This is a genomic window from Desulfonatronovibrio hydrogenovorans DSM 9292, assembly GCF_000686525.1.
GTDB lineage: Bacteria > Desulfobacterota > Desulfovibrionia > Desulfovibrionales > Desulfonatronovibrionaceae > Desulfonatronovibrio > Desulfonatronovibrio hydrogenovorans.
Map to the genome: position 1 here is coordinate 193,511 of NZ_JMKT01000010.1, position 18,673 is coordinate 212,183.

The 18,673-nt window shown below is 50.0% G+C and carries 16 protein-coding genes; 10 read left to right on the forward strand and 6 right to left on the reverse strand.

From position 1 onward, the window contains the following. Positions 1-122: 122 nt before the first annotated feature. Together P771_RS17000 and P771_RS17005 are read right to left on the reverse strand one after the other, a co-directional pair. The gene (locus tag P771_RS17000; protein WP_051617219.1) at positions 123-2,540 is read right to left on the reverse strand and encodes a mechanosensitive ion channel family protein; all 2,418 of its coding nucleotides are present in this window, start codon (positions 2,538-2,540) and stop codon (positions 123-125) included. 204 nt (positions 2,541-2,744) lie between these two features. Further along, complete coding sequence (locus tag P771_RS17005; protein ID WP_084301774.1) at positions 2,745-3,356, reverse strand: DUF2271 domain-containing protein; 612 nt, start codon at positions 3,354-3,356, stop codon at positions 2,745-2,747. Positions 3,357-3,467: 111 nt separating this feature from the next. Between P771_RS17005 and P771_RS0108755 the strand changes: the two genes are divergently transcribed. From P771_RS0108755 to P771_RS0108790, 6 genes are all read left to right on the forward strand, one after another. Further along, positions 3,468-4,712 carry an EAL and HDOD domain-containing protein gene (locus P771_RS0108755; RefSeq protein ID WP_028574850.1) on the forward strand — a complete coding sequence of 415 codons (1,245 nt, stop codon included), beginning with the start codon at positions 3,468-3,470 and terminating at the stop codon, positions 4,710-4,712. Between the two features lie 257 nt (positions 4,713-4,969). After that, positions 4,970-5,965, forward strand: a complete 996-nt coding sequence (locus P771_RS17010) for a sigma-54 interaction domain-containing protein (RefSeq protein WP_161635956.1) — start codon at positions 4,970-4,972, stop codon at positions 5,963-5,965. Positions 5,966-6,520: 555 nt separating this feature from the next. Continuing rightward, positions 6,521-7,837, forward strand: a complete 1,317-nt coding sequence (locus P771_RS17015) for a KamA family radical SAM protein (protein WP_084301775.1) — start codon at positions 6,521-6,523, stop codon at positions 7,835-7,837. Then, positions 7,834-8,910: a D-alanine--D-alanine ligase family protein gene (locus P771_RS17020; protein ID WP_051617222.1), complete on the forward strand. Its 1,077-nt coding sequence runs from the start codon at positions 7,834-7,836 to the stop codon at positions 8,908-8,910. The genes P771_RS17015 and P771_RS17020 overlap by 4 nt, the downstream gene beginning before the upstream one ends. Continuing rightward, positions 8,901-9,896 carry a D-alanine--D-alanine ligase family protein gene (locus P771_RS0108785; RefSeq protein WP_051617223.1) on the forward strand — a complete coding sequence of 332 codons (996 nt, stop codon included), beginning with the start codon at positions 8,901-8,903 and terminating at the stop codon, positions 9,894-9,896. The genes P771_RS17020 and P771_RS0108785 overlap by 10 nt, the downstream gene beginning before the upstream one ends. Further along, positions 9,889-10,392: a GNAT family N-acetyltransferase gene (locus P771_RS0108790; protein ID WP_161635957.1), complete on the forward strand. Its 504-nt coding sequence runs from the start codon at positions 9,889-9,891 to the stop codon at positions 10,390-10,392. Before P771_RS0108785 ends, P771_RS0108790 begins: the two co-directional genes overlap by 8 nt. An 11-nt stretch (positions 10,393-10,403) precedes the next feature. Here the strand turns inward: P771_RS0108790 and P771_RS0108795 are convergent, their stop codons facing one another. The 4 genes from P771_RS0108795 to glgP all read right to left on the reverse strand — a co-directional run bounded on the left by P771_RS0108795 (position 10,404) and on the right by glgP (position 15,096). After that, the gene (locus P771_RS0108795) at positions 10,404-10,967 is read right to left on the reverse strand and encodes a shikimate kinase (RefSeq protein ID WP_051617225.1); all 564 of its coding nucleotides are present in this window, start codon (positions 10,965-10,967) and stop codon (positions 10,404-10,406) included. Further along, positions 10,952-11,545 carry a TrmH family RNA methyltransferase gene (locus tag P771_RS0108800; RefSeq protein WP_035244220.1) on the reverse strand — a complete coding sequence of 198 codons (594 nt, stop codon included), beginning with the start codon at positions 11,543-11,545 and terminating at the stop codon, positions 10,952-10,954. Before P771_RS0108800 ends, P771_RS0108795 begins: the two co-directional genes overlap by 16 nt. Positions 11,546-11,575: 30 nt before the next feature. Beyond that, positions 11,576-12,343 carry a TlyA family RNA methyltransferase gene (locus tag P771_RS0108805; protein WP_028574855.1) on the reverse strand — a complete coding sequence of 256 codons (768 nt, stop codon included), beginning with the start codon at positions 12,341-12,343 and terminating at the stop codon, positions 11,576-11,578. A 191-nt stretch (positions 12,344-12,534) separates the two neighbouring features. Beyond that, positions 12,535-15,096, reverse strand: coding sequence for an alpha-glucan family phosphorylase (gene glgP, locus P771_RS0108810; protein ID WP_028574856.1), 2,562 nt, complete (start codon positions 15,094-15,096; stop codon positions 12,535-12,537). 345 nt (positions 15,097-15,441) lie between these two features. On the opposite strand from glgP, the gene dut reads away from it, so the two are divergent. The 4 genes from dut to P771_RS0108830 are packed head-to-tail and all read left to right on the forward strand — an operon-like array spanning position 15,442 to position 18,670. Further along, positions 15,442-15,906: a dUTP diphosphatase gene (gene dut / locus P771_RS0108815; RefSeq protein WP_028574857.1), complete on the forward strand. Its 465-nt coding sequence runs from the start codon at positions 15,442-15,444 to the stop codon at positions 15,904-15,906. A gap of 23 nt (positions 15,907-15,929) precedes the next feature. Beyond that, entirely contained in the window at positions 15,930-17,132 is a 1,203-nt protein-coding gene (locus tag P771_RS0108820; protein ID WP_028574858.1) for an aspartate aminotransferase family protein, read from the forward strand. A gap of 36 nt (positions 17,133-17,168) precedes the next feature. After that, on the forward strand, positions 17,169-18,020 hold the full coding sequence (locus P771_RS0108825) for a 50S ribosomal protein L11 methyltransferase (RefSeq protein ID WP_028574859.1): 852 nt from the start codon (positions 17,169-17,171) through the stop codon (positions 18,018-18,020). Further along, a complete protein-coding gene (locus P771_RS0108830) occupies positions 18,017-18,670 on the forward strand; it encodes an endonuclease III domain-containing protein (protein ID WP_028574860.1) in 654 nt (217 codons plus the stop codon). The genes P771_RS0108825 and P771_RS0108830 overlap by 4 nt, the downstream gene beginning before the upstream one ends. The last annotated feature ends 3 nt before the right edge of the window (positions 18,671-18,673 follow it).

Sequence of the window (18,673 nt, forward strand, 5' to 3'; positions counted from 1 at the left end):
CAGGGAGCACCACATAATCTACCAGCATAACAGTCATTATCCATTCCAGGAAAGTGGATGGAGCCTTTTGCATAGCTGGCCCGGAGACGCATTGTTTTGCCCATAAAAACAGAAAAAAAGACTCAGCTCTGATTTTTCTTCGCCTCCTCCTGGTCTTGAGGATCCCTGTCCTCCTGTTCAGCCTTTCTGAGTTCTTCCATCACATCCTGGGAAGCCTCAGTTTCAGACGTATAATTTATCTCAGACCGGGCCCGGTCCTGACCGCTTCCAGTATCCACTGCTCGGGCAGAAACCTCCAATCCCGGCTCTTTGAGGATGCGCATGGGCGGTGCAGACCCGTCTTTGTCAACTCCGAACCAGATGGTTTGGTGAGGAAAGGGGATTTCAATACCTCGGTCATCAAATATTCGTTTCATCCTTTCCAAAAAGGCCCTGCGTACGGAAAACTGACGGCCCGGCATGGTCTTCAGCCTTACCCGGATTTCAACTGCTGAATCAGCCAGATTGTTCAGCCCGAAGACCTCCAGGTCTCCAATGACGTCCGGCCCCCATACTTCGTCCTGACGCAGCTCAATGGCAACGTCCTGCAGGGCCTGGACAACTTCTCCGTAGTCCTCCCGATAAGCTACGCCTGCATCAATCAGGGCGTAGCCATAGTCCCGATTATTGTTCTTGACCGTTGTTACATCCCCAAAGGGTATCACATAAACCGCTCCGCTCAGATCCCGCAGGGTCACCGTTCTGATGGACAGCTTTTCAACCGTGCCTGCATACCCTCCAGCCTCCACCCAGTCTCCCACGGCAATGGAATCTTCAAGCAAAATAAAGGCTCCGGTTATCACATCCCTGACCAGGGTTTGTGCTCCAAAGCCGACTGCCAGGCCGATTACGCCGGCTCCAGCCAGAAGAGGGGCAATGTTTATGCCCAGGTGAGCCAGAACGCTCATTCCAGCCACCAGGAACAGAGCAATGCGGACCACATTCCTGAGCAAAGGCAACAGGGTCAGGATTCGGGTGCTGGACTGCTTGCCTCCATTAAGGCGTTCCTTGGCCAGGTAGTTCTCAATTTTAACGCTGACCACCTCCCAGACCAGAAATGCTCCGGCAATAATCAGAAAAATAACCAGCAGCTTGGAAAAAACTGCTCCCCCCTGGGGAGACAATAGCCAGCTCAGGGTGCCAAGCCCCCAGACCTGCATGATGGAAAAGAAGGCTATTGCATATAAAACCCCTCTGACTGTATGCTGAAGCAATGGAAGATACCGGTTGGCCCTTGCCTCCAGCTCTGGATGGTCCTTTTTCAGTTCATCACTTATTTTAAATAAATGGTCTATTCCCCGGCGGCTTAGCCGGACCAGAAAACTGATCAGGACAAGAACCATGACAGTCAGAATCACAGCCCTGATCACAAAATACAGCCCGCCCTGGATCTCCAGGACCCAGGTTCCAAAAAGGCCCACCGCAAACATGACTGCTCCTACATGCCAGAAATCAGCCAATCTGCGGCGAAACGCACTTATCCTCCTGGTGTGATCCTTGACCGGCTCCTCAGGCAAAACCGGCTCCGGCTGATCCGGTCCGCCCCGAATCCAGGCAGCTACATCCCTCCGGTTCTGCATAACCAGGATGATTACCATCAGGGTGATGACCAGTCCCAGAAGCTTGAGCACGAACAGGTAGAGGCTTTGAGGCAATCCCAGGATTAGGGCAGCTTCCAGGGTAAAGTATCCGTACACTCCGATCCTTGCCACCCTTCGGGCCCAAATATACAGATACTGGACAGATTCATTGTCCAGGGGAAGAAACCGCAGAGAGGGCACCCCGGGCACCAGGATCAGCCTGGTAAGAGCCAAGATCAGCCGGACAAAGACATTGGCATTGATCAGGGTCAGGGCTACCAGCTGGGTCCCGGGACGGGGATCGAGAAAAGGCAGCAGGCCATAAGCTGCTGCTGCAAAAGCTGCTATGGGGATGATCTCCAGAAAGGTATTGCCCACCATCAGAATCCCTCTGAATCCCAGACTGTAAGCATCCTGATCTTCCAAAGCCTTCCGGACCCTGGAAAGCAGACGGATGACCAGAACCTGGGCCAGGAGACCGGCCATAAGAACCAGAAAAACCTTCCCGGCCATCTCACCCCAGCTCTTCAGCACTTCAGGGTCCCGGGCCTGTTCAGACAGTTCCACCAGCAGTGCAGGAACTTCCAGAACATGCTTGCCGGTTTCTGACAGCATCTGATTAATACCCTGCACGTATTCAGACGCCAGAAAAAGCAGATCTCCAACCAGCCCTCTGGATTCAATCTTGAGTTCATCAGGTTCAGCCTGGCCTGCTTCCAGCAGGATGCGCAAGTCCTGCTTCAGCCTCTCCAATTGCTGCGGATCTTCCAGATCCTGCAAAAGCCTTTCAATACCGGCCCTGGATATATCAGCCGATTCCTGGCCCTGGCTTTGCCGGGCATCTGACGGATGAGCAAGGATGCACAGGATAAAAAGACTGGACAGCAGGATGATACCCGGGTTCAGAGATTGAAAGCGCATATATTCTCCTTTGGAAAAGTACATCTGAATTAAGCTCACTAAAGTGCGCGACCCTCTTCTACTCCAATAAAATGCATATATTTCAAATAGTTATCCACAGCTTGCCAGGTGTCATCCAGGTACCGACACTGACCGTGGTGCTGGACAGCTGCATAGTAGCTGCCCGAAACTTTTCCCACCGGACAGCAACCTTTCTGAGCAGGATTATTCCGGGTTGAACTCTGCCCTGACCTGTTCCAGGAGGATTCCTTTTCTAAAGGCCCGTTCCGGAATATACTCGGCCTGAGCCTGGGATTGATCAGCAGTACCGCCAATTGTTATCTCACCGGTCCAGATCACTCGATTTTCCCAAAAAATATTGCCCTCAACCCTGTACACATACCGGCCCTGGTCAACCGGCTGGTCTTTAAAATCCTTACAATCCCAGACCACAGTATGGTCACCGGAAAGCTGAGTTGCCCGACTGATTGCATCGACATACCCCGGATCAGCCCGGTCCCAGCCGGATACTTCCCGCCACAAAGGAAGACTCAACGGTCTCAGCTCATAACCTCCCTGGGCTGTATAATCATTGGCAAAAACTGTTGCCACATAGTTTCCAGCCTGGTCCTCAATCCAGACTGCAATCTGGTTGCTGGCCATTCTTGGCTGGATATGCAGAAAATAACTGATTTCAATGCGGCAGGATCCTGGCTCAGAGGAATCCGACCCTGTCAGGTTCTCGCCCGGTGCTTCCCGGCAGACACCATTTCCTGCTGTCAGGCCGGCTGCAGCAATCCCCAGCAAAACTCCCCAGAACACTTGTTTTATCCTCATGATACCATCACCACTTTTTAAAGAAAAAAGACTTTTTCCTTGATAAGCAAAAGGTTAACTAGTAGAATTTATAAAAAAAATAATAAATTTTTGCAATCCACTCCAGGTAAAATGGAAATTCTCCAAACCTATCCAATATTTGTCGCCAGGCAACCCATTTTTGACCGCCAGGACAAGGTCTGGGCATATGAACTACTTTACAGGGATCAAGAGATTCCCAACAGCGCCAGGATTGACAACCCGGATCATGCAACCCTCAAGGTTATCTCCCAAGGTTTTTCCGTGGCCATTACAGCCACAGGAGGACGCAAGCCAGTCTTTATTAATTTTCCTGAGCGGCTGATCCTGGAGAAAAGTGCCTTTGCCCTGCCTTCCGAGCTTTGTGTTGTTGAAGTTCTGGAAACTGTCACGCCGGACGAAAACATAGTCCAATCGTGTCTTGAACTCCAGCAGAACGGATACAGGATAGCCATAGACGATTACTTCGGGCAGCCGGAATTTGAGAGACTCATCAAGATTGCGGACATAATCAAGGTGGACATCCTTAAGCTCTCACCTCTTGAAATCAAAAAACTCGTAAAATCCATGTCAAAGCTAAAAGCCAAGATCCTGGCTGAAAAAATTGAACATCTGACCATATACAACCTTTGCAAAAAAATTGGATTTGACTACTTTCAAGGTTTCTTCTTCTGCATGCCGCAGATCATATCAGGATCCAAGCCTTCTCCGGCCAAGGTTTCAAGCATCAAGCTCCTCAAAGAGCTGGCCAGAGAGGATCTGGAGCTATCAGACTTGAGCAAAATCATCCAGAAAGACGCCTCCCTGAGTTACAGGCTACTGAAGTTCATAAATTCAGCTTACTTCGGATTCAGAAATGAAATATCTTCCATCCAGCAGGCCGTGACCCTGCTGGGCATCAGGCAAACCTCTCAATGGCTCAGAGTGAATATCCTCTCGGATATGAGTGAAACTCCAATGGACTCTGAGGTAACTTACCTTGCTGCATTGCGAGGAAAATTCCTGGAACAGGTTTCAGCCAGTCACAACTCCCCGCCCTTTGACCCTCCCTCCATGTTCTTGCTGGGACTCTTTTCCCTTCTGGACACTCTGATTGGCAGGCCCATGGAAAAAATTCTTGAAGAACTTCCCTTAAAAGAAGAAATGAAACAGGTTTTGGCTGATAAAAGCAGTACCTCCAACGGTTACTGGCTGAAGCTGGCCAGGTTTTACGAAAAAGGAGACTGGCAGAAGACCCTGGATACCATCAGCTTTCTTGGACTTGACCCTGAAGAAACCGCCCGGATCTACAATCAGTCCCTTGAATGGGTCAGATCATCCCTTGCTTCCAGAATCTGACGAGCCCGAAGATGTGGTCCGCCTCTGGCCATTGTACCTGGTTTGTTTTTTCTTGACTGACCAGTTTGCAATAATCCCTTGTTTTTCTGAAATCATCGGACTAAATTGCAGCCCATGGTGTGCAGCTCACGATTGTGCCGGTCATGAAAAAAGCTGTTGCCTCATGTTCGGATGGTCCATATGAGAAATTTTTGATCCAGATTCCTGAAAAACAATATTTTTTCCAAGGCCTGCCATTTTATTTAAATACTGAGACCATGCTCACTCAAACAAGCTCTCCTGCAATGCAGGAAGTCTTTCAAAAGGCGAATTTGGTAGCCCCGACCAGCACCACTGTCCTGCTTACCGGTGAAACCGGAGTAGGCAAAAGCAGCCTGGCCAGGTACATCCACAACCGCTCCACCCGGAAAGACCACCCTTTTGCCGCCATAAACTGTGGGGCCATACCAGAAAACCTCATTGAGAGTGAGCTGTTCGGCCATGAAAAAGGAGCCTTTACCGGCGCCATCAACAGAAAGGCGGGTAAATTTGAACTTGCTGACCAGGGCACAGTGTTCCTTGATGAAGTTGGCTCCCTGAGCCAGAACGCTCAGGTCAAGCTTCTTTCCTTTATGCAGGACCGCACTTTCCAGAGAGTGGGGGGTACCAAGGACATCCATGTCCAGGTGCGGATCATTGCCGCGACCAATGCCGATTTAAAAAGTCTGGGTCAGCAAGACAAATTCAGACAGGACCTGATGTACAGGTTGAATGTATTCCCCATTGAAATCCCTCCCTTAAGGGAAAGAACTCAGGACATCCCAGCCATTGCCCGGGACATCTTTGTGAGGCTGAAACCTGGTTTTCCCGGTCCGGTCCAGGAGATATCCAGAGAAGTGATCCAGGCCTTCATGGATTATTCCTGGCCTGGAAACGTGCGTGAACTGGAGAATCTTATTGAACGGGCCTTTATCCTGGAAAGTTCTGAGCTTTTGACTCCCATGAGCTTCCCCCCGGAACTGTTTGTTCACCAGGCCGGAAATGAGACTGAATATATCAATATCGACCTGCCCCTGTCCGAAGTCAGAAGAATCCACCTGGAGGCAATTGAAAAACAGTACCTCCAGCAACTGCTGATCAAAAACAAGGGTAGGATAAGGAATGCAGCCCGCCAGGCCGGCATCGGCGAAAGGCAGCTCAACAAGCTCATGGGCAAATATGGTCTTAAAACCAGAGAGTTCAAACCTTGCTCCGCCCAAAACATCGACAATTAAAAACCAGCTGGTCCGACCCCAGGCCCCGGGATAATTAATTGCGAAAAATTTGCCTGTCCTGGGCGGAATGAAAAAACCGGTATCAGCGGTTCTGTTTTTATAATACCTGGAACCCTTGATTCTGGTTTTCCATCTGCAGCCAAGCCACTCTTTCCCTATCCAGCCCTCTTTTTTCAGTAGCCGCGGTCTTAAACAACTCTGGCTTCAACTCCGACTTATGCCCATTTCCTTTAATAAAGACACCTGATCCACTGTTTCATGGCAATCAGCCAGAAAATAAACACCTAACCCGAAAGTAACCGGCAAACCCCAGGGTACATCACCAGCAGACTCCGGCTGGGTCAGGCAGCAACTTTCCGGCTGACCAGACCAAGTATAACCCCTTAAGAAAAACAGAATTTCCAGGACTGACTTTCATCAGGCTAAGAAACTCTTCTTGCTGTTTTCATTTGCTTTTTTTAACGGCACAGATCTTGATTAACAGCTTTTCAACAGGTGAAAACGTAATCAGGCCCCAAAAAACATAAGCCATTAAAACAGAAAAAGGATCTTATCATGGATAAACTCGAACAGATTGAAGTTGAAACTGAGCCTCCTTCTGAGGACCCTCCGGCCGCCTATGACCTTGGATTCAGGGCTGAATCACTGTTCCATCCGACTATCCGCACCATTTCCCATTCTAGCCATAATATTTTTGAATTCAGCCCTCAGGAATTCAGGAGGACTCACTACAAAAGAGTTTCTGATAGAGACTGGAATGACTGGAAATGGCAGGTGCAAAACAGAATAACCAGATTTCCGGATCTTGAAAAAATCCTGCCTCTCTCGGGGCAGGAGCTCCAGGCCGGATCAGGACAGGACCTGCTTCCCATGTCCATAACTCCATACTATTTAAGTCTCATCCATCCATTTGATCCTGATGATCCCATACGCAAGTGCGTTGTTCCTACTGGGCTTGAATTTAAAAAAGGGCTGGGAGAAGAGAATGACCCCCTGCATGAAGACAGGGACAGCCCGGTTCCAGGCATTGTGCACAGATACCCGGACCGGGTGCTCTTTCTGGCAACTGGATTCTGTTCCACCTACTGCCGGTACTGCACCCGGTCCAGGATGGTCGGACACGACTCCCTGGGCCACCCTGAAAAATGGATCAAGGCTATTGACTACGTTAAAAACAATCCTCTGGTACGTGATGTGCTCATATCTGGCGGTGATCCACTGACCATGGGCGATGATCAGCTGCAATACATTCTGGAAAAACTCAGAGCCATCCGCCATGTGGAAATAATCCGGATAGGGACAAAGGTACCGGCAGTCCTGCCTCAAAGAATCACCAGATCTCTGTGCAAGATGTTGAAAAAGTTTCATCCCCTTTTCCTCAGCCTGCATTTTACCCATCCCAGGGAGATGACAGAACAGGCTGCTCAGGCCTGCAGCCGACTGGCCGATGCCGGGATACCCCTGGGCAGCCAGACTGTTCTTTTAAAGGGTATTAACGACCAGACATCCATCCTGAAAAACCTATATCATAAACTCTTAGTTGCTAGGGTAAGGCCTTACTATCTCTACCAGTGCGACCCTATACCTGGTTCCAACCACTTCAGAACAACCATTGAAAAAGGAAAGGAAATGATCCAGGGACTCAGGGGGCATACTTCGGGCTATGCCGTGCCCCAATATGTTATTGATCTTCCGGGAGGGGGAGGAAAAACCCCGGTTCTACCCGGGTATTATCAAGGCCGGACCAGCACCGGCCTGGTATTCAAAAATTTTGAGAACAGGCACTATGTTTACCCGGATCAATCCATGGCTGAAAACCAGGCAGGAATGAACCTGGTGGCCCCTGAAAACATCGCCGGAGGAGCACAATGAACATTGGATTAACTTATGATCTGCGCCAGGACTATCTTGCTGCAGGCTTTACCATGGAGCAGACCGCAGAACTGGACAAGCCGGAAACCATCGACGGAATCGAAAATGCCCTGACCGGCCTTGGTTTTGAGGTGACCAGAATCGGCAGTGCCCGGAATCTTGCCCGGCTTCTGGACAAAGGAAAGAGATGGGACATGGTCTTTAATATTTGTGAGGGCATGTTCGGGTCGGGAAGGGAATCCCTTGTGCCCTGCCTGCTCGATTATTACCAGATACCATACGTTTTTTCCGACCCAGCGGTACTGGCTCTGTGTCTGGACAAAGGACGCTCCAAGCAGATTGTCAGGGACATGAACCTGCCTACTGGCTGGTTTCAGGTAATTGGATCTGTGTCCGACCTTAAGCAAATAGAGCCTGTGTTTCCGGCATTTGTCAAACCTGCGGCTGAAGGAACAGGAAAGGGCATTGACCAGAAATCAGTGGTCCATGATCCTTGGGAATTACTGTCTGTCTGCACCGACCTTTTTACCCGGTTCAATCAGCCTTTACTCATTGAGGAATTCCTGCCTGGCACAGAAGTAACTGTAGGCATAGTAGGGTCAAAGGACTGGGCTGAGCCTGTGGCAACCATGGAATTGGTGTTCAGAGATGAAAACATTTACTCATGTTCAGTCAAGGAAAATTACCTGGAAAAAGTACAGTACAGGCTGGTCCTTGGAGATCTAAAAAACCAGGCCGAAGACCTGGCTCTGAAAATCTGGCAGGGACTGGGCTGCATGGACGGAGGAAGAGTTGATCTTCGTCAGGACCAAAATGGCTGCATGACCTTTATTGAAGTCAATCCCCTGGCTGGACTGAACCCTGTTCATTCAGACCTGCCTATCTTGAGCCGCCTGGCCGGATGGAGTTATGATGATCTCATTAAGACCATCATGGACTCCGCCCTTAGACGATCCGGCCTCAAGCTGCCTGAAAAGACGGGTAGCTGGCAGAAGCCGGATAACAGGTCCCTTAATCCCCTCCCAGAAACAGAAAGTTCCCCCAGGTCCTTGGTACAGCAAAAATGCAGCTGATCGTACTTACCTCGTCTTTTTCTTCCAGGGCCCGTTCGGACCAGGCAGACAACCTGGTCCAGGCGGGCATGGTTGTGGAAGCTTTGACCAGCCTCGGCCATGAGGTAAGCATGATCTCAGCGACCCTGGACATGGAAAGTCTGAGCAGGCAGCTCAGCATGCTCAATCCTGGCCTGGTCTTTAATCTTGTAGAAGAAATCAATGGCAGAGGAAACTTTATTCATTTTGCTCCAGCTGTTCTGGAAAGCATGAACATACCCTTCACAGGCAACGGTCATTCAGCCATGGTAACCACCTCGGACAAGCTTCTGGCCAAAAAAGTAATGCTTGCCCATCATATCCTGACCCCTCACTGGCTGACTGCTGAAGAGGTGGATCAAAACAAGTCCATAAAAGGAGGAGCATTGGTCAAGTCGGCCTGGGAACACGGATCTTTTGGCCTGGAAACATCATGTGTATTCAAGGACTTTTCAAAGGATAAGATCGAAAAACAGATCAAAAAGTTAAGAAAAAGGCATGGCGGGGTCTGGTTTGTTGAAAAATACGTGCCAGGAAGGGAGATTAATGTTTCCATTCTGGATAAACCTGACGGCCCAGTGATCCTCCCGGTAGCTGAGATTGTGTTTTCTGATCAGTCTCTGAAAACAGCCCGTATCGTCGGTTATAAAGCCAAATGGAATCCCGGCTCAAAAGAAGAGCAATGCCTAAGCCGGGAATTCATTTCGGGCAAAGAAAACCAGAAACTCATCCGTCAGGTATCGGATATTGCGCTGCACTGTTGGGAAGTATTTGAAATGTCTGGATATGCCAGGGTTGACTTCCGGGTTGACTCAAAGGGAATTCCTCTGGTTCTGGAGATAAACGCCAACCCCTGTCTGTCCCCTGATGCCGGGTTCATGGCTGCTGCCCAGGAAGCCGGATTCAGCCCGGACCAGGTCATCCAGTGCATAGTTCAGTCAGGGTTGGCCAGGTATGGCCGTGAATAATATAACCATCGATGATCATGTGGACTGTTCACTTCCGGATCAAATCCAAGATCTCCTGGTCTCCACAGGAACTTTCAGCCGGGAAGAAATCAGGGTTGCCAAAGAGCTGATCCGGGAATGCCTTGAAAAGGGTAACAAAAAATCTGGTTATCACTTTCTTCTGGCCAAAGACACTCTGAATAACCTGGCCGGGTACACCTGCTTCGGTCCTGTTCCCTTTACCCGCTCAGGCTTTGATCTCTACTGGATGGCCGTTCGTCGGGAGTTTCAGGGGGCAGGCCTGGGCAGAAAGCTGTACCTGGCTACGGAACAGGCTGTAAAAAAGATGAACGGAAACATGATCTATGTTGAGACCTCAGGCAGGCAAGAGTACCATCCAGCCAGACTGTTCTACCAGCAGATGGGATTCAGTCTGAACTGCACTCTGGTGGACTTTTATGCCCCTGGGGATCACAAGCTGATCTACTCAAAACAGGTCTTGAGCGCATTAATCTAGCCAGAATCCCATCAGGATCTTATGGCAGGCCTGGACTGGGCCTGGAACGCGGCTATTATCTTGCCTGCATTCAACTCAGGCGGCTTTCCGGCATCCAGGATCAAATCTGCACAATCCAGGTATAGCGGCTCCCTCTGAGCCAAATTATTTTTCACTTCCTCTTCAAGGGATAAATCCGACAAAGGGGGCCTTTGACCGGAAACAGGAGATTCTGCCAATCTTTTCAAAACCTGTTCAGGTGAAGTCTTCAAATAGACCGTCAAAAAAAAACTATCTTTCAGGATCTTTCTGCTGGCCTCACTGAGAACAGCTCCACCGCCAGTGGCCACCACCAGATGTTTAACCAGGGCGGTCTGGGCCAGCACCTCCTCTTCCATACTCCTGAACCATGCCCATCCTCTTTCAGCAACCATTTCTTCAATGGTCATCCCTGCCTCATCCTGGATCAACTGGTCAGTGTCCATGAAATTCAGGCCGCATCTTCCAGATATTATCCTGGCCAGGGTTGTTTTTCCACTGGCCCGGTACCCTGTAAGATATATGCTCTGAAAGGCTTTTGCTATTTTTCTATCCACTTTTGAAATAAGTCTTCCAGTTCTTCCTGAGAAAAATATGACCCGGAATTAAATCCGACCCGGTTTCTCTGCCGGTATGCCTCATAAAGAATAATTGCTGCAGCCACTGACACATTTAGACTCTGAACCATTCCCAGCATGGGGATATAGATTTCCTGATCCACCACCTTTTGAAGATCTTTTTCCACCCCGCTGTGTTCATTTCCCAAAACCACTGCAGTAGGCCGGGTAAAATCCCATTCATGGACAGCAATGGCTGTTTTGCTGAAACCAGTCCGGATCAGATTCATCCCCTGGGAAGAAAGTGATTCCACCAGGCTCGGCACGCAGGGATGGTTGACTCGTTCCACCCACTTCTTGGCCGAGGCTGAAGACTTTTTGCCCAGGACCGGAAAAGTATTTCTGGTGTACAAAAGATGGACTGCTGCAACCCCAAAGGCATCGCAGCTTCTGAGAATAGCAGAAACATTGTGGGGATCATGAATGTTATTGATGACCAGGGTCAGGTCCTTCTGCCTCTGGCCAAGGACCTTCCTGACCCGCTCAACCCTCTGACTAGTTCTGATCTTACTGGTCATGGTCTCTGCTTTCAACTGCCCGGAGTTGGATCATCCGTCCGCTTTCCTGGGTTTATTTTTTCGAAACCAGACCAGATACTCCTGATTGCCTTTGGGGCCCTTGATCATAGATGGAACCATTCCTTTATACTCCAGGTCAAAATCACGGACCGATCCGGAGATCACCCTTTCAACTGTTTCCATGGCCAGATCATGCGACTTGACAATTCCCTTGACGGTCCGGCCCGGACCAACTTCAAACTGCGGCTTGACCAGGACCACTGCCTCCCCTCCTAACTTTAGAAAAGGCAGAGCACCTGGAAGCACCCGGGTCAAAGAAATAAAAGAACAATCAATCACAAGTAAGTCCACCTGCTCCGGCAACAGGTCAGGCCGGGCCATCCTGATATTCACCTTTTCCAGGTTGACTACCTGCTCATGTCCGCGCAGTTTCCAGTGCAACTGTCCGTAACCCACGTCCAGGGCGTAAACCCTGGCTGCACCAAACTGAAGAAGGCAATCCGTAAACCCGCCTGTTGAAGCCCCGACATCCAGACAGACCTTATCTTTGACCTGGATTGAAAATTTTTCTATGGCCGTCAGCAGCTTGTACCCGCCCCGACTGACAAAACGTTCCGACTCCTTGACAAAAATGGCAACTTCCCGGGGCAATGGTCGACCAGGCTTGTCAATACGCATCCAGTCAGCACCCTGTTTGATATAGGCCTGGCCGGCCATGATCAGCCGCTTGGCCTGTTCCCTGGACTGGGCAAAACCCTGGGCGAGGAGAAGTTCGTCTGCCCTGACTTTTTCAGCCATCAGTAAGAACTCATTATAAAGAATAGACAACTGCTCAAAACCAGAAGATCAGTCTCTTGCCCAATGTCTCCAGGCTGCATCATCTGATCACTCTGTACCAGGCATGCCAGCCAGTTCCCATTGTCTGTCAATTCCACACCCTATCCATTCTTTTCTCCAGCCTTATCAGGACAGATCCTCCTAGCTGCCTGTTATGCCCAGTGAATCAGCCCCAGGCAGTGGGGATCAAGGAGCAGCGGATGATGAGGCAGAATCCTCACAGTATATCCGAATCTACCTGTTGTGTCAGGGACAACCCGCCCTTGAAAAGCCATCCAGCCGTCTCCTGTGCTGTCTGCCTGTTCCATCTGCACGGTCTTTCTGTTGGCAAAGTCCCCGTGCATGTCCACTCCGCCAGAATAGATCTCCACCAGAATGTCCTGCGGAGATAGACCGTTAATAAACACTTCAGCTGTAACCACCAGTTCTTCACCTGAATGGAGGCTGTCTTCTGTGGAGGCCCGGACATTCCTGATTTTGACATCACTCCACTTGGTCATGAGATCCATTCTCCAGGATGCCAGGTTCTTGGCCTGTTCAAAGCCGTTCTTCTCCAGCTTGACAAAATTCTGGTAGGCAGGGAGGTAGGCTGTCCTGCTATAGTCTTCAACCATGCGATGCGAACTGAACATGGGCGCCAGATCCCTGAGTCCGTCCTTCATCTTCCTGATCCACTCCATGGGCAGATTCCCGGTGGAGCGATTATAAAATGTCGGGATAACATCCTTTTCCAGAACATTGTACAGATAGTGGCTTTCAGTCAGGTTCTGATATTCCTGGTCCTGATACTCCTCTCCCTCTCCAATGGACCAGCCGTAACGGTTGTCCGGGGTATAGGCTTCATCCCACCAGCCGTCCAGGACACTGAAATTCAGGACTCCATTGGCTACGGCCTTCATTCCGCTGGTTCCGCATGCTTCCAGTGGGCGTCTGGGATTATTCAGCCAGACATCGCAACCCTGGAGCATGAAGCCACCGATTTCCATATCATAATCTTCAAGAAAAACAAAATGATGCCTGCAATCCTCATTTCGACAAAACTGAACAATCTCCTGGATAAGTTTTTTTCCTTCAACATCCTTGGGATGGGCCTTTCCAGCAAAGATAAACTGAACAGGCTGCTTTTTATTGTTCATTATTTCCAGGATCCGCTTGACATCAGTAAGAATGAGATTGGCCCGCTTGTAAGTAGCGAAGCGCCTGGCAAAACCAATGGTCAAGGCCCCGGGGTCTAAAACCTCATCAGCCAGCTGAAGCTCGTACCGCCTGCCTCCCCTGGCCAGAGTCTGTTCCTTGAGCCTGGTACGGACAAAATCCACCAGCCGTTCGCGCAGGCGTTCGCGGGTTCTCCAGAGCTCTGCATCAGGTATGGCCTGGGACTGCTTCCAGACCCTCTGACAGTCCGGGTCTTCCCTCCAGTCCGAACCCAGATAGCGATCAAACAGGTAAGCCATGTCAGGTGCGATCCAGGTGGGTATGTGGATGCCGTTGGTTATGGCGGCAATGGGAACGTCATCAACCGGATACTGAGGCCAGACCTTTTTCCACATGTTTCTGGCCACTTTTCCATGCAGCTGGCTGACCCCGTTGTTAAATCTGGACAGCCGCAAGGCTAGAACCGTCATGCAGAACAGCTCCTGGTCATCCCTGGGATCTTCCCTTCCCAGGGCCATAAAAACCTTGAAGGCAAGGCCTATCTCCCTGGCGTAGCTGTCAAAATATTTCTGCATCAGTTCTGGGGCAAAGCGGTCGTTTCCAGCCGGAACAGGAGTGTGGGTGGTGAAAACACTGCTGGATGCGACCAGCTCCATGGCCGCCTCAAAGGACATGCTGTGTTCCCGCATGAAGATGCTGATTCTTTCCAGGCCGGCAAAGGCTGAATGTCCCTCATTCATATGGATCACCCTTGGGTTCAGGTTCAGAGCATGCATTGCCCTGATCCCGCCCACACCCAGCACGATTTCCTGCTTAAGGCGCATCTCCCAGTCTCCGCCATAAAGCTGAGCTGTGATCTCCCTGTCCTGAGGCATGTTTTCATTCAGGTTGGTATCCAGAAGATAGAGGCTGATGCGACCTATCACGGCCTTCCAGATATTTATCCGGACAGTGCGGTCCAGCAGCTCCACTTCAACTGAAACAGGCTCTCCCTGCTCATTCCTGACCAGACTCAAAGGCATCTCTTCAAAGTCATTAACCGGATACCTTTCCTGCTGCCAGCCGTCTCCGGTAAGATACTGCCGGAAATAACCCTTTTGATAGCAGAGCCCTATGGCCACCAGAGGAAGATTCAAATCACTGGCTGACTTCAGATGATCTCCAGCCAAAACTCCCAGTCCTCCGGAATATATGGGCAGAGAAAGGCTGATGCCGTATTCAGCACTGAAATATGCGATGACAGGTTCCCCTTTTACGCCTTCAAACTCAAAGACGGTCTTGGTGGAAGTCCTGTACTTTTCCAGGCTTTCTCTGGTCTGGTTGAGTCGATCCAGAAAAAAAACATCCTCAGCCAGATCCTCAATGACCTCCTGAGAAAGCAGGTTCAGGAACTTGACCGGATTCTGCCTGCACTTTCGCCACAACTGGTAATCTATACGCTCGAAAAGCTCGGATATCTCATGCTTCCAGGAAAACCAGAAGTTGTAGGCCAAATCCCAAAGCGGGGTCAGCTTATCAGGCAATTTGGGAGTGACGCTGTACACCTTTAACGGACGCATAAAAAACCCTCCACTGCAATACTTTTTAAACAGACTTTGCCGGACAAACATTGAAATTGCAAGGGCTCATTTAATCCTTGCAGGTTTCAACCCATGCAGGTAAATTATAAATTTTAGACTTAACAATAATCTGGTCCAGAGACCATCCAGTACTGGACCCTTTGAAGTCCACGTAGTCTGACCATAACCTAAATTGAGCGATTTTTCATGTAACTGCCCAGGTCAGGACCCCAAGACACGTCATCATCCGATGCCGCCCATGCTCTTCCCTGCAGCAAACCGGCCCAAACCCGGACAGAAAAATGCGCCGGACCTTATCTAGCTCCAAACCATAAAGGACTCCTGATGAACCACACCATCAATGTCAAATTCAAATTCCTCAGGGAAACGGAAAAACAAGGAAACACCCTTGAATACGCCACAGAACATTCTGCAGGCCTGGACCTGAGGGCATTCATGGAATCTTCTGAAGTCAACCTTGAACCAGGCCAGAGATTCCCTTTTCCCACAGGCGTGTGCATGGAAATATCAACCCCGGGTATTGCGGGTTTTGTCTATTCCAGAAGCGGCCTGGGAACCAGACATGGTCTGGTGGTAAGCCAGGGTGTAGGGGTCATTGATCCGGATTACCGGGGAGAAATCATTGTCTCTTTGCTCAACAATTCACCGGTCCCTGGAACAGTCAAAAGAGGTGAGCGAATTGCCCAGCTCCTTTTCCTGCCTTTTTTTCAGGCCAGAATCATCCAGACAGATGAACTTTCAGCAACCCGCAGGGGATCCGGCGGATTCGGACACACAGGGACACTTTAGCAGGACAAACCGGAGTATGAAACATGGCAGACAATAATTATATTAAAGACAGCACCAGCAAGTTCATCTGTCCGACCTATGCCAGGTATCCCCTGGGAGTTGACAGGGCCAGAGGATGCTTCCTGTATGACTTCAACGGCAGGGAATACCTGGATCTTTTATCCGGAATTTCGGTCTGTAATCTGGGTCACAGCCACCCCGAAGTGGTTAGTGCCATAAAAAAACAGGCTGACAAGCTCATTCATGTCAGCAACCTCTTCTACCAGAGAGAACAGGTTGAATTGGCTCAAGCACTGCTTGAGACCTGCGCCATGGACAAAGTTTTTTTCTGTAATTCTGGAGCCGAAGCCAATGAGGGAGCCATCAAGCTCCTGCGCAGGTACATGAAAAACATCAAGAAACAGGACCGGTTCGAACTCATCACCATGTCCGGGTCTTTTCACGGACGGACTCTGGCCACCCTGACCGCCACTGGTCAGGACAAGATCAAGCAGGGCTTTGCTCCGCTTCCCCCAGGGTTCAAAACAGTTGAGTTCAACCAGGTTGACGGCCTGGAAAAAGCCATTACCCCGAATACGGCCGGAATCATGCTGGAAATCATCCAGGGTGAAGGGGGAATCAGAATGGTCTCTGAACTGTTCCTGGATGAAGTCATCAGGGTCTGCAACAGACATGACCTGCTGCTGATTGTGGATGAGATCCAGACTGGTATGGGCAGGACCGGACAATTCTGGGCCCACCAACACTACGGTTTAAAACCGGACATCATGACCTCAGCCAAGGCCCTGGCCGGAGGGCTGCCCATGGGAGCGGTACTGGCCAGGGATGAAATTGCCCAGGCCTTTGATGCGGGCAGCCACGGCACCACCTTTGGAGGTAATCCACTGGCCTGCGCTGCAGCCCTCAAGACCCTGGACATCATCAGCCGGGACGGGCTTGTCCGGCATGCTGCAGAACTTGGCCGGGAAGCTCTGGAGATATTCAGCAGGCTCAAGGCAAAGCACCCCAAAAAAATAAATGATGTCAGGGGAAAAGGTCTCATGCTTGGAATTGAGCTGACCTTTCCTGGGACCGGAATATGGCGGGCTCTACTGGAAAAGGGTTTTGTGCTCAATCTCACTCAGGACACTGTTTTGCGGCTGCTGCCACCCCTTATTATCTCCAAAAAACAGATCCAGGACTTTGCCAAAACACTTGACCAGCTCCTCCATGATTCGCAAGATTAGCCAGCCTAAAACTCGAATCAGAGGTCAAAGTAAAAAATGTACGCACTAGTCATCAGATCCGAACCGGACTACCTGTCCTGCCTGGAAGCACTGCTGTATGAGCACATTGCCTGGGGATGGGAAGAAAACGCGCCGGGCAGAGTCACTGCCCATTTCAGCCAGGAAAAACAGGCCATTGAATTCCAGGAGCTTGTGCTCAAGGCCTGTCCCAAGTCAAAGTTTGAGCTGGAGTCGGTGCAAGACAAAGATTGGAGTGAGGACTGGAAGCAGTTTTTTACCCCCATTGAAATCGGCAACACCTTTGTCATCCTGCCGGATTGGCTTGGACAGACACCGTCAGAACTGGAAAAGATCGTGATCACGCCCAAGATGGCTTTTGGAACAGGTCACCACCCTACCACCTGCCTCTGTCTTGAAAAACTATCCGGGCTTTACTCCAAAGGCCTAATCCCTTTGGGAGCTAACTTCCTTGACCTGGGAACAGGTTCGGGCATACTGGGAATAGCCTGCTCCAGGCTTGGATTTCAGGGAATCGGCCTGGACATTGACCAGTGCGCCATTGACAACGCTGAGGAAAACATTGTTCTGAATAATGTTCAGGATCGTTTCCAGGTCTGGACCGGAGACATAACTTCACTGGACAAGGGAAGAAAATTCAACCTGATTTTTGCCAACATCCTGGCACCCACCCTCAAGGAGCTGGCTTTTGACATCCTTTCTCTGCTGGACACAGCCGGTTATTGCCTGGTTCTTTCCGGAATCCTTGATCAGCAGGCCCGGGACGTGGCAGATGAGTATGTCAGGCTCGGGATGGACTTCCCTGAAATCACCCACCATGGAGAGTGGAGTGCCTTGGTCTGGTGTAAACTGCCCCATGCCCGAACATGAAGATTGAAACCCTGCTTCTAAACTATTTTGAGACCCTGCGCTCCAGCCTGGGACCCAGTAATTGGTGGCCAGGTGAAACCCCGTTCGAAATTGCTGTTGGAGCGATTCTGACCCAAAACACCAACTGGTCCAACGTGGAAAAAGCCATCCTGAACCTCAAGAGTCAAAACCTGCTTGATCCAGAGACCATGTTCTTCCTGGGTGAAGACGAACTGGCTCAACTCATCAGATCGGCAGGATATTTCAGGGTCAAGGCCAGGAGATTAAAAAATTTTCTATTCTTCCTGAATAATGAATGCGCTTTTAATTTTTCCTATCTTCAGAACATGGATATTGAGGAACTCAGGGCAAAGCTTCTTGAAGTCAAGGGAATAGGGCCGGAAACTGCTGACAGCATCCTCCTTTATGCACTGAATAAACCGACTTTTGTTGTGGATGCTTACACAGCAAGAATCTTCAACAGGCACAGTCTGGTTCATCAGGATGTGGATTATCATCAGCTCAGAGAAATGTTCATGTCAAATCTGCCGGAAGATCCTGAACTGTACAATGAATTTCACGCCCTTGTTGTCCGGACCGCCAAAAAATGGTGCAAAAAAAAGAATCCCCTGTGTCATGAATGTCCCTTAAGCCCATACCTTGACCAATAAACC